Origin of the sequence: Pseudomonas sp. GM74, assembly GCF_000282455.1 — a bacterium.
Lineage (GTDB): Bacteria > Pseudomonadota > Gammaproteobacteria > Pseudomonadales > Pseudomonadaceae > Aquipseudomonas.
Genome location: NZ_AKJG01000065.1, coordinates 1 through 11,610, shown reverse-complemented (window position 1 = coordinate 11,610; position 11,610 = coordinate 1). Strand labels below are relative to the sequence as shown.

Sequence of the window (11,610 nt, the reverse complement as noted above, 5' to 3'; positions counted from 1 at the left end):
CGATCAAAACGCTCTGGCGGGCAAGCCCAACCCGACCAGACGAAGAGTCATCCTGTGGGCGCGGGCTTGCTCGCGAAGACGGTGTAACTACAACGTTGATGTTGGCTGACACTACGCTTTCGCGAGCAAGCCCGCTCCCACATTTTGATCTGAGGGGTTACCAGGGAATGGTTTCGCCCCGGTAATTGATGAAGTGATGCCCGCCCTTGCCGACATACGCATTCACCTGATCAACCAGGCCACGGGTGCTGGTTTCCACATCGATGTCCGCGCCTTCACCGCCCATGTCGGTCTTCACCCAGCCCGGGTGCAACGACAGTACGGTGAGCCCGGTTTCCCCCAACTGAGTGACAAAGCTGTTGGTCATGGAATTCAGCGCCGCCTTGCTGGCCTTGTACAGTGCCAGTTCCGGCGCATCGGGCATGGTCACGCTGCCCAGCACCGAACTCATGAACGCCAGCACGCCGGTGTCCGGGCGCAGTTGCTCGACAAAACGCTGGGCCAGGTTGATCGGCGCCACGGCGTTGGTGAAAAACAGCTGACCGACTTCGGCCATTGTCGCGCCGCCGTTCGGCGTCTGGACATCCGGCCCCTTGACCCCGGCATTGACGAACAAAAGGTCAAACACGTCTCCCTTGAGTTGTTGGCTCAGGGTGGACACCGCCGGCTGATCGTCCATGTCGAGCTTTTCGATCCGCACATTGCCCAGGGCCTGCAAGGCTTCGGCTTTTTGCGGATCGCGCACGGTAGCGGTGACTTGCCAGCCATCGGCCAGCAGGGTTTTCACCAGACCGAGGCCAAGCCCCCGGGAGGCGCCGATGATGAGTGCGGTTTTTGCCTTGGACATGAGTGGCTTCCTTGAAAATTCAGAGTCGTGGATTCAATGGACACTGTTGCCCGAGCCGTTGTTGCAACTCGTCGCGCAGCGCGCCGAGTTCGGCCATGCGGGCTTCGATCAGTTTGAGTTTGTCTTGCAGCAGTTGCGTGACGGCGCTGTCCGGATCGGGCGACTGCCAGATTGTAGCGACGCTGTTGCCGATCTCGCCGAGGGTAAAACCCAGTCGTTGAGCGGTCTTGATGTACTGCACCAGTTGCACCATGTCTGGCGGATAGTCTCGATACCCATTGGCGCTGCGTTGTGCAGCGATCAATCCGCGCTGCTCGTAAAAGCGTAGCGTGTCGCGGCTGACGGCGCTGGCCTGGGATAATTCACCGATGCGCATCATGACGTCTCGAGGGGGCTTGACCCTGGAGCATACTCCAGGCTTTAGCCTTGTTGCTCCCTGAATTGATGGAGCAATGTCGATGTGGACTACAACGCAATATCGCCGGTTGGTGCAAGGCAGTGCCTGGTATGACCTGATCGTGATGCTCGCATTTGTCACGCCGTGGAGTTTTGCAGCGTTGCATGGGGTTTTGACGGGGGTGAGTCAGGCGTTGAGTTTGCCCGGCGAGCTGCCACCGTTCGAACCGGTGCACATGTTGATGGCGAATCTGCTGGGGTCGATCGTCTGCGTATGGGCGGTGCTGCGGATTCGTGATCCGCAGCAGGTTTATGGGCGGTATGACGCCGTGGGCAGATTCCTGTTCTCGGCTTGGCAGGCTTATGCCCTGGTTCATGGCGCGAGTTCGATTCTGGTGGTTTTTCTGGTGTTTGAATTGGCGTGGGGCATTGCTCAAGTGTTGCCTGTTCGGGCCCTTTCGCGAGCAAGCCCGCTCCCACAAGGTTCTGCTGTGTGATCTGGATTGTTGCCATGCCAGCGATTCCTGTGGGAGCGGGCTTGCCCGCGAAGGGGGGGCAGTCCGGTCACCGCCTAATGCCCAGCCTGCCACGGCTGCCCCAACGAAACCGGCGCATACAACCGTGTGCGCACCGCATCCCGGGACAGCAGCACCAGCACCACAATGGTCGCGACATACGGCAACATCGCCAGCAGACTGGACGCAATTGCCAGTCCCAACCCCTGCGCCACCAGGTGCAGGATGCTGGCGAGTCCGAACAGGTACGCGCCGAGCAGCAGGCGCCACACCCGCCAACTGGCGAACACCACCAGCGCCAGGGCAATCCAGCCGCGCCCGGCACTCATGTTTTCCGCCCACATCGGTGTGTAGGCCAGGGACAGATATGCCCCGGCCAACCCGGCCATCGCACCGCCGAACAACACCGCCAGAGTGCGCACCGCCAACACCGGCACGCCCATGGCGCTGGCCGCATCCGGGTTTTCCCCGACCGCCTGAATGATCAGCCCGACGCGGCTTTTCAGAATCACCCAGGCCACCAGCGCAAACAGCACGAACGACAGATACACCAACAGGTCCTGGGCAAACAGCATCCGCCCGATCAGCGGGATCTCGCTCAAATACGCAATCGCCATCGGCTCGAACCCCGCCAGCGGCTTGCCGACCCACGCCGCCCCGACGAAGGTCGACAGGCCCACACCGAAAATCGTCAGGGCCAGACCAGCGGCCACCTGATTGGCGTTGAACACCAGCGCCACCAGGGCGAACAGCGATGACAACAGCATCCCGGCGAGCATCGCCAGCAACACGCCGAGCCACAGGTGGCCGGTGTTGAACGCGACGATGAAACCAATCACCGCGCCAAACAGCATCATGCCTTCCTGGCCGAGGTTGAGGACGCCGCTTTTCTCGCAGATCAACTCCCCCAGCGCCACCAGCAGCAACGGCGTACCGCAGCGGACCATGGCGTAGAAAATATTGCTCAGCAGATCGATATCCATCACAGCGCTCCTGCTTGTACGGCGGTAGTTTGTGCGCGGCGGGTCCAGCGCAGGTTCAAGCGCGGTCGGTAGAGGATCAGCACATCACTGGCCAGCAGGAAAAACAGCATCATGCCCTGGAACAATTGGGTGATCGCTTGCGGCAGGTTCAGGCTCATTTGTGCGCTTTCGCCGCCGATGTACAGCAGCGCCATCAACAGGCTGGAAAACAGGATGCCGACAGGATTCAGACGGCCGAGAAATGCCACGGTGATCGCTGCATAGCCATAGCCCGGCGAGACCTGCGGCACCAGTTGGCCGATGGGGCCGGTGACTTCGCACACACCGGCAAGCCCCGCCAGACCGCCGCTGATCAACAGCGCGAGCCAGATCAGGCGCGTCTCGCGAAAGCCGACGAAACCGGCGGCACGCTTGTCCAGCCCGAGCACCTTGATCTGGAAGCCGACAAAGCTTTTCTGCAACAACACCCACACCGTCACCAACGCGAGCAGGGCGAAGTAAACCCCGGCGTGGACCCGGCCATCTTCCATCAGCAACGGTAAGCGGCTGGCGTCGCCGAACATCGCCGATTGCGGAAAATTGAAACCTTCCGGATCTTTCAGTGGGCCGTGCACGCAATACAGCAAAAGGTTCAGGGCGATGTAATTGAGCATGATGCTGGTCAGGATTTCATTGGCGTTGAAGCGCGTGCGTAACCACGCCGTCAGCCCGGCCCACGCGGCTCCAGCCAAGGTGCCAGTGAGCAGGATCAGTACCAGCGCCCAGCGGCTTTGCATGTCGATGATGTTCACCGCCAGCGCACTGCCGGCCAACGCACCGAGCAGTAGTTGACCTTCGGCACCGATGTTCCAGATGCGCGCCTGATAGGCGACGGCCAGGCCCAATGCGCAGAGCAGAATCGGCAGGGCTTTGACCAACAATTCGGAGACGCCATACAGGTCGCTGACCGGCGCAATCAGCAAGGTGTGCAAGGTCAGCAGCGGGTCGTGCCCGAGCGCGATAAACAGCAAGGATCCACAGCCCAGGGTGAGTGCAGCCGCCAGCAACGGCGAGCACCACAGCATCAGGCGCGATTGCTGGCCGCGGGGTTCAAGAGAAAGCAGCATGTGACACTCCGTTAACGCGTGGCGGATGCGAGTGATTGAGGGGCGCCGAACTGGCCGGCCATCCAGCCGCCGACATCGCTCAGGCGCGTATCGACGGTGGCGTGGAGCGCCGACAGTCGACCGCCGCACAAGGCGCCGAGGCGGTCGCTGATCTGGAACAGTTCGTCGAGGTCTTCGGAAATGACCAGGATCGCCGCGCCGGCATCGCGCAAGGCAATCAAGGCGCGGTGAATGGTGGCGGCGGCGCCTACGTCCACGCCCCAGGTCGGGTGCGCGGCGATCAGCAGTTTGGGTTGCTGGAGGATTTCCCGGCCGAGGATGAATTTTTGCAGGTTGCCGCCGGACAGGCTGCGGGCCGGCGCCTGGCTATCGGGCGTCTTGACACCGAAACGGCGGATGATGTCCTCGGTCAGTGCTTCGACTTTGCCGCGCTGGATCAGGCCGTTGCTCACCAATCCTTGCTGGAAAGCAGTCAGCAGCGCGTTGTCCGCCAGGCTCAGGTCCGGCACCGCACCATGACCCAGGCGTTCGGCGGGAACGAACCCCAGGCCGAGTTGGCGACGTGCATCGGGACGCAAATGGGCGACGGGCTCCTGGCCAAAACGGATCGTCGCGCTGGCGTTGCGGGGCAACAGTGCTTCGCCGCTGAGCAAGGCCAGCAACTCATCCTGGCCATTGCCGGCGACACCGGCGATGCCGACAATTTCACCACGGCGCACTTCAAGGTCGATGTTGGCAAGCGAGCAGCCGAACGGGTCCGGGTTGTGCCAGGACAAGCCACGGACATCAAGGAACGCATCACCTCCAGCTACCTTCGGATAGTCTGCGATCAACTCCGCCGCTTCACCGACCATCAAGCGCGCCAGTTGCTGATCCGAGCACTCGGCCGGCACGCAATGCCCGGCCACCCGACCGCCTCGTAAAACCGTTGCGCGGTGGCACAACGCGCGCACTTCCCCAAGCTTGTGGCTGATGAACAAAATGCTGCAGCCTTCGGCAGCGAGCCGGCGCAGGGTGACGAACAAGTCGTCGGCCTCTTGCGGCGTCAGCACCGAAGTCGGTTCATCGAGAATCAGCAGGCGGATGTCCTGCATCAGGCAGCGAATGATTTCCACCCGTTGCCGTTCACCGATCGACAGGCTGTGGACAAGTCGCTCCGGTTCCAGCGCCATGCCGTAGCGCCGGGACACCTCGCGAATCTTCGGCTCAAGTTGTCTGGGGGTGCCTGCCGCCGCGCCCATGGCCAGGGCGATGTTCTGCGCCACGCTCAGGGTTTCGAACAGCGAGAAATGCTGGAACACCATGCCGATTCCCAAACCCCGGGCCTGGGCCGGGTTGCGCAGGCTCACCCGCTGGCCTTGCCAGATCACTTCGCCGGAATCGGCATGGGTCACGCCGTAGATGACTTTCATCAGCGTGCTTTTGCCCGCGCCGTTTTCGCCGAGCAGGGCATGGATCTCGCCAGGGGCAATGGTCAGGTCGATGGCATCGTTGGCCAGGCAGCCGGGATAGCGTTTTGTGATTGCACGCAGTTGCAGGCGCGGAACCGGATCGGGGATTGGGGCGTGATTGGGCATGACAGGCTCAGTGCTGTTGGACTTGTGCCTGTGGATAAAGCAATTATCTGGCCACTCGGTCAGGAAAACTTCGGACTCCTGTGAGCCGGGGCGTTGAGTACGCAGCTTTCAAATGTGCCACGCAGAGCCCGGCACCACATAGGGGCAACGGCGTAAATCAAGCCCCGATTTTGCTCGTGGGGTTTTGCTCAAAAAATGAGCAATCGACCACAAGCCATACCGTGCAGGGCGTCGGGACGGCCATGAACGGGTTATCCACAGATTGCTCCACAGTATTTGTGTGCAAGCTCAAAGCATGGGCATAAGCACTGAGTGGCTTTCTTCTAAAGGCGATAAACCCTTGTAACTGTTTGTTTTTATTTGAATTTGATGTGCTTGATGGCAGATTGGACGAAAATTGAGCAAAGTCCGCAAAGCCGCATGACAGAAGGGTTACAGCGGTATGTGCTCAGGTTATCCACAGCCGGGTGCACAGCAGATGTGGGCAAATATGGAATAAGTGAAAAAGCGGCGTGCCCCAAAAGATTGCAGCCTGTGATGAAGCGCTTTCAGCGCTGTAACAGAATGCGCCCGCGACTCAAACCGGCCAGTTGTGACTGCAAGTTGTCGATCTGTGCTTCGCCCACGGCCAATTGCAATTCGACACCATTGGAAGTGAAGCTTTCATCCACAACCAATCCACCGGCCTCGGCCACCCGCAGCTTCACCAGGGCCAGCTCGGCAAATCCGCACGCGCAACGCAGCGGCACCCGGTTGATCAGCTCGATCTTCGGCGCCGCTTGCAGGCACTTGTTTGCACCCCCGCCATAGGCCCGGGCGAGCCCCCCGGTGCCCAGTTGGATGCCGCCATACCAGCGAATCACCAGCACCGCGACCTGATCGCAATCCTGTGCCTCTATCGCCGCCAGAATCGGCCGGCCGGCCGTACCGCCGGGCTCGCCATCATCGGTGCTGCGATACTGATCGCCGAGCTTCCAGGCCCAGCAGTTGTGCGAGGCATTCAAGTCGCTGTGCTGTTCAATGAACGCCTGGGCCTCGGCCGGGCTGGAGATCGGCGCGGCGAAGGTAATGAAGCGGCTCTTGCGAATCTCTTCGCGGTATTCGCAAAAACCGCTGAGGGTAAATGGCATAAGTGCTTAGATGGCAGGTTTCAGGCCGCAGCCCTTGAGAATGATGCGGATCAGGTTGTCCCCGGCGTCTTCCATGTCCTGTTTGGTCAGCCTGGTGCGCCCGGTGACGCGGCAGATCTGCGTGGCGAAGTCGGCGTAGTGCTGGGTGCTGCCCCACAACAGGAAGATCAGGTGCACCGGGTCGACCGGGTCCATTTTACCGGCGTCGATCCAGGCCTGGAACACGCCCGCGCGGCCCTGGAACCAGGCACGATAATCCTGGTTGAAGTACTCGGTCAGGCATTCACCGCCGCTGATGACTTCCATGGCAAAAATCCGCGAGGCTTGCGGCTGGCGTCGGGAGAATTCCATTTTCGCGCGGATGTAGCGGGTCAAGGCTTCGCTCGGATCGTCCTCGGCGGTGAGGGTGTTGAAGGTGCTGTCCCACAGTTCGATGATGTTGCTCAGCACCGCAACGTACAAACCGAGCTTGTTGGTGAAGTAGTAATGCAGGTTCGCCTTGGGCAGCCCGGCATTCTGGGCGATGGTGTTCATGCTCGTGCCTTTGTACCCGTGACGGGCGAACTCGTCTTCGGCGGCTTTGATGATGGTCTCTTCGTTTTTCTGACGAATGCGGCTGACGGGTTTTGCGCCGTGGGCTGGGACTTCAAAGGTCATAAGCACTTCCGAACGGGTGGGTGGGACGGCCAGTGCGTTGATAACGTACCCACCGGCTTCAGACAAGGCCTCACACAATAAAACACTACACCGCAATCTGGTGTGGGAGCGGGCTTGCTCGCGAAGACGGTGTGTCAAACAACATTGATGCTGGATGTACCGGCCTCTTCGCGGGCAAGCCCGCTCCCACAGGTTTCTGTTATCCGACAATTCAGCGCGTCGCCGCCAGGCTCTCGAGAAAACTCTCCAGCACCAGATGGGGTCGACGCCCCTTGCGGGTGACCGACGCCAGGCTCAGGTCATAGAAACGCGTTTTCGCTTTCAATGCGCGCAACCGGCCTTGCTGTACCCAAAGACTCGCGTAGTGATCCGGCAGGTAACCGATATAGCGCCCGGTCAGGATCAGGAACGCCATGCCTTCGCGGTCCGAGGCGCTGGCGGTGCAGTTGAGCGCCTGGTAGTGAGCCTGAATATCCGCGGGCAAACGGAAGGTGGGCGCGATGGCGTCCTGACTGTTCAGGCGTTCGTCGTCCAGCTGCTTGTCATCGACATAAAACAGCGGGTGACCGACCGCGCAGTACAACAGCGAACGCTCGCTATACAGCGGCTGATACTCCAGACCCGACAGCGCGCTGGCCTGCGGCACCACGCCGACGTGCAGGCGACCGTCAAGCACGCCTTGTTCGACTTCATTGGGCGCGATCATGCGGATCTGGATCTGCACGTCCGGGCCCCGTTCCTTCAATTGCGCGAGGGCATGGGTGATGCGCATGTGGGGCAGGGTGACCAGGTTGTCCGTCAGACCAATGATCAACTCGCCGCGCAAGTGCTGGTGCAGGCCATTGACCTCGGTGCGGAAGCTTTCCAGTGCACTTAGCAGTTGCAACGCCGATTGATAGACCTCGCGGCCTTCTTCTGTGAGGGAAAACCCGGCACGTCCCCGTTGGCACAGGCGCAGGCCGAGGCGCTGCTCCAGATCGCTCATCTGCTGGCTGATCGCCGAGCGACCGATGCCCAGTACGGTTTCCGCCGCGGAGAAGCCGCCGCATTCCACCACGCTGCGGAAAATCCTCAGCAGGCGGATATCAAAGTCGCTGACCTGGGCCAGCGGATCGGGACGGCGAGCGCTCATGCGGGTTACTCAAAGTTTAGTGGTCGGCTGACTGAACATTAGAAAAGTTGGATTTCACAGACTTTATCCCCGTGGCAATTTAGCTGCAACAACGGTTTTCAATCCTTACGCCGCTTATTGCCTTGCGAGGTTACGCCCATGAACCAGCCTGAAAACGCCCCGACTTCCCTGGTCAGCCAGCTCAAGCTCGATGCTCACTGGATGCCTTACACCGCCAACCGCAACTTCCAGCGCGACCCGCGCCTGATCGTTGGCGCCGAAGGCAGCTGGCTGATCGACGACAAGGGCCGCAAGGTCTATGACTCGCTGTCCGGTCTGTGGACCTGTGGCGCCGGGCACACCCGCAAGGAAATCCAGGAAGCGGTCGCCAAGCAACTGGGCACCCTCGATTACTCGCCAGCCTTCCAGTACGGCCATCCGCTGTCCTTCCAATTGGCTGAGAAAATCACCGACCTGACCCCGGGCAACCTGAACCACGTGTTCTTCACCGACTCGGGCTCCGAGTGTGCTGACACCGCCGTGAAGATGGTCCGTGCTTACTGGCGCCTGAAGGGCCAGTCGACCAAGACCAAAATGATCGGCCGTGCCCGTGGTTACCACGGTGTGAACATCGCCGGCACCAGCCTCGGTGGCGTGAACGGCAACCGCAAACTGTTCGGACAGGCGATGATGGACGTCGACCACCTGCCGCACACTTTGCTGGCAAGCAACGCTTACTCCCGTGGCATGCCGGAGCAGGGTGGTATCGCCCTGGCTGACGAACTGCTGAAGCTGATCGAACTGCACGATGCGTCGAACATCGCGGCAGTCTTCGTCGAGCCATTGGCTGGTTCCGCTGGCGTGCTGGTTCCACCACAGGGTTACCTCAAGCGTCTGCGTGAAATCTGCGACCAGCACAACATCCTGTTGGTGTTCGACGAAGTGATCACCGGTTTCGGCCGTACCGGCACCATGTTCGGCGCGACCACCTTCGGTGTGACCCCGGACCTGATGTGCATCGCCAAGCAAGTCACCAACGGTGCGATCCCGATGGGCGCGGTGATTGCCAGCTCCGAGATCTACCAGACTTTCATGAATCAGCCGACGCCTGAATACGCGGTTGAATTCCCTCACGGCTACACCTACTCCGCGCACCCGGTGGCTTGCGCCGCGGGCCTGGCAGCACTCGACCTGCTGCAAAAGGAAAACCTGGTACAGAGCGTGGCTGAAGTCGCACCGCATTTCGAAAACGCGCTGCACGGCCTGAAGGGCACCAAGAACATCATCGACATCCGTAACTTCGGCCTGGCCGGTGCGATCCAGATCGCACCGCGTGACGGCGACGCCATCGTGCGTCCGTTCGAAGCCGGCATGGCACTGTGGAAAGCCGGGTTCTACGTGCGCTTCGGCGGCGACACCCTGCAGTTCGGCCCAACCTTCAACAGCAAGCCGCAGGACCTGGATCGCCTGTTCGACGCGGTCGGCGAAGTGCTGAGCAAGATCGACTGATTTCTCCTTCTATATACCTACAAACAACAGGCGCTCCGAAGCGAGCGCCTGTGGACAACTTTTCAGGAGCTTCCATGAGCGTTATTCCGCATTTGATCAATGGCGAACTGGTGACCGAGAACGGTCGCGCGGTTGATGTGTACAACCCGTCTACCGGTCAGGCTATCCACAAGCTGCCACTGGCGACCCGCGAAACCATCCAGAGCGCCATCGATGCGGCCAAGGCTGCATTCCCGGCCTGGCGCAACACGCCGCCGGCCAAGCGTGCCCAAGTGATGTTCCGCTTCAAGCAATTGCTGGAGCAGAACGAAGCCCGCATCTCGCAATTGATCAGCGAAGAGCACGGCAAGACCCTGGAAGATGCTGCCGGTGAACTCAAGCGCGGCATCGAGAACGTCGAGTTCGCTTGCGCGGCTCCGGAAATCCTCAAGGGTGAATACAGCCGTAACGTTGGCCCGAACATCGATGCCTGGTCGGACTTCCAGCCGCTGGGCGTGGTTGCCGGTATCACGCCGTTCAACTTCCCGGCCATGGTGCCGTTGTGGATGTACCCGCTGGCGATCGTCTGTGGCAACTGCTTCATCCTCAAGCCATCCGAGCGTGACCCGAGCTCGACGCTGCTGATCGCCCAGTTGCTGCTGGAGGCTGGTCTGCCTAAAGGCGTAGTGAGCGTGGTGCACGGTGACAAGGCTGCGGTGGACGCATTGATCGAGGCGCCGGAAGTCAAAGCGCTGAGCTTCGTTGGTTCGACGCCGATTGCCGAATACATCTATTCCGAAGGCACCAAGCGCGGCAAACGCGTCCAGGCCCTGGGCGGTGCGAAGAACCACGCAGTACTGATGCCGGATGCAGACCTGGACAACGCCGTCAGCGCTCTGATGGGCGCGGCTTACGGTTCTTGCGGCGAGCGTTGCATGGCGATCTCGGTAGCGGTGTGCGTGGGTGACCAGGTGGCCGATGCACTGGTGGCCAAACTGGTTCCACAAATCAAGGCGCTGAAAATCGGTGCCGGTACCAACTGCGGCCTGGACATGGGCCCACTGGTGACTGGTCAGGCACGCGACAAGGTCAGCGGTTATGTAGAAGACGGCGTGGCCGCTGGCGCGACACTGGTGGTGGACGGCCGTGGCCTGACCGTCGCTGGTCACGAGGAAGGCTTCTTCCTGGGTGGTTGCCTGTTCGATAACGTCACGCCAGAGATGCGTATCTATAAAGAAGAGATCTTCGGGCCGGTGCTGTGCGTTGTTCGGGTCAACAGCCTGGAAGAAGCCATGCAACTGATCAACGATCACGAATATGGCAACGGCACCTGCATCTTCACCCGTGACGGCGAAGCGGCGCGGTTGTTCTGCGACGAGATCGAAGTCGGTATGGTTGGTGTCAACGTACCGCTGCCAGTACCGGTGGCTTATCACAGCTTTGGCGGCTGGAAGCGTTCGCTGTTCGGTGACCTGCACGCCTATGGCCCGGATGGCGTGCGTTTCTATACCCGCCGCAAGGCCATCACCCAGCGCTGGCCGCAGCGTGCGAGCCATGAAGCTTCGCAGTTCGCTTTCCCTAGCTTGTAAGTAGAAGGGCGCAAAAGGCCGACCCACTGGGTCGGCCTTTTGTTTTTGGGGCTTTTTTGCCCTATATGACAGAATTGTGAAAATAGCTGTTGACGGCAGATTCCAGGTGTCTATAATTCGCCCCACTTCCGGCGCAGTCGAAACGGAAAACTCCTTGGTAAACAACGAGTTACGCAGTTTTCGGCAGTGGGTTGCTTCAGTTCATCGAAGC

The 11,610-nt window shown here is 60.6% G+C and carries 11 protein-coding genes; 3 read left to right on the top strand and 8 right to left on the bottom strand.

From position 1 onward, the window contains the following. Positions 1–157 precede the first annotated feature (157 nt). Complete coding sequence (locus PMI34_RS13130; RefSeq protein WP_008050329.1) at positions 158–847, bottom strand: SDR family oxidoreductase; 690 nt, start codon at positions 845–847, stop codon at positions 158–160. Between the two features lie 19 nt (positions 848–866). Next, entirely contained in the window at positions 867–1,223 is a 357-nt protein-coding gene (locus PMI34_RS13135) for a MerR family transcriptional regulator (RefSeq protein ID WP_032829698.1), read from the bottom strand. Positions 1,224–1,305: 82 nt separating this feature from the next. On the opposite strand from PMI34_RS13135, the gene PMI34_RS13140 reads away from it, so the two are divergent. Further along, positions 1,306–1,740 (top strand): hypothetical protein, encoded by a 435-nt coding sequence (locus PMI34_RS13140; RefSeq protein WP_008050327.1) that lies wholly within the window; start codon positions 1,306–1,308, stop codon positions 1,738–1,740. A 74-nt stretch (positions 1,741–1,814) separates the two neighbouring features. On the opposite strand, the gene PMI34_RS13145 is transcribed toward PMI34_RS13140, so the two are convergent. The 6 genes from PMI34_RS13145 to PMI34_RS13170 all read right to left on the bottom strand — a co-directional run bounded on the left by PMI34_RS13145 (position 1,815) and on the right by PMI34_RS13170 (position 8,343). Beyond that, a complete protein-coding gene (locus tag PMI34_RS13145) occupies positions 1,815–2,741 on the bottom strand; it encodes an ABC transporter permease (protein ID WP_008050326.1) in 927 nt (308 codons plus the stop codon). Beyond that, entirely contained in the window at positions 2,741–3,847 is a 1,107-nt protein-coding gene (locus PMI34_RS13150; RefSeq protein ID WP_008050325.1) for an ABC transporter permease, read from the bottom strand. Before PMI34_RS13150 ends, PMI34_RS13145 begins: the two co-directional genes overlap by 1 nt. Before the next feature lie 11 nt (positions 3,848–3,858). Then, entirely contained in the window at positions 3,859–5,424 is a 1,566-nt protein-coding gene (locus PMI34_RS13155; RefSeq protein ID WP_008050324.1) for an ABC transporter ATP-binding protein, read from the bottom strand. A gap of 548 nt (positions 5,425–5,972) precedes the next feature. Then, positions 5,973–6,554 carry an IMPACT family protein gene (locus PMI34_RS13160; protein WP_008050323.1) on the bottom strand — a complete coding sequence of 194 codons (582 nt, stop codon included), beginning with the start codon at positions 6,552–6,554 and terminating at the stop codon, positions 5,973–5,975. 6 nt (positions 6,555–6,560) lie between these two features. Further along, positions 6,561–7,211 carry a TetR/AcrR family transcriptional regulator gene (locus PMI34_RS13165; protein ID WP_008050321.1) on the bottom strand — a complete coding sequence of 217 codons (651 nt, stop codon included), beginning with the start codon at positions 7,209–7,211 and terminating at the stop codon, positions 6,561–6,563. A gap of 211 nt (positions 7,212–7,422) precedes the next feature. After that, entirely contained in the window at positions 7,423–8,343 is a 921-nt protein-coding gene (locus PMI34_RS13170; protein WP_008050320.1) for a LysR family transcriptional regulator, read from the bottom strand. A 138-nt stretch (positions 8,344–8,481) separates the two neighbouring features. Here PMI34_RS13170 and PMI34_RS13175 point away from each other — a divergent pair, with 138 nt between their 5' ends. Together PMI34_RS13175 and PMI34_RS13180 are read left to right on the top strand one after the other, a co-directional pair. Next, the gene (locus PMI34_RS13175) at positions 8,482–9,831 is read left to right on the top strand and encodes an aspartate aminotransferase family protein (RefSeq protein ID WP_008050319.1); all 1,350 of its coding nucleotides are present in this window, start codon (positions 8,482–8,484) and stop codon (positions 9,829–9,831) included. Between the two features lie 74 nt (positions 9,832–9,905). Beyond that, complete coding sequence (locus PMI34_RS13180) at positions 9,906–11,399, top strand: CoA-acylating methylmalonate-semialdehyde dehydrogenase (RefSeq protein WP_008050318.1); 1,494 nt, start codon at positions 9,906–9,908, stop codon at positions 11,397–11,399. Positions 11,400–11,610: the final 211 nt, after the last annotated feature.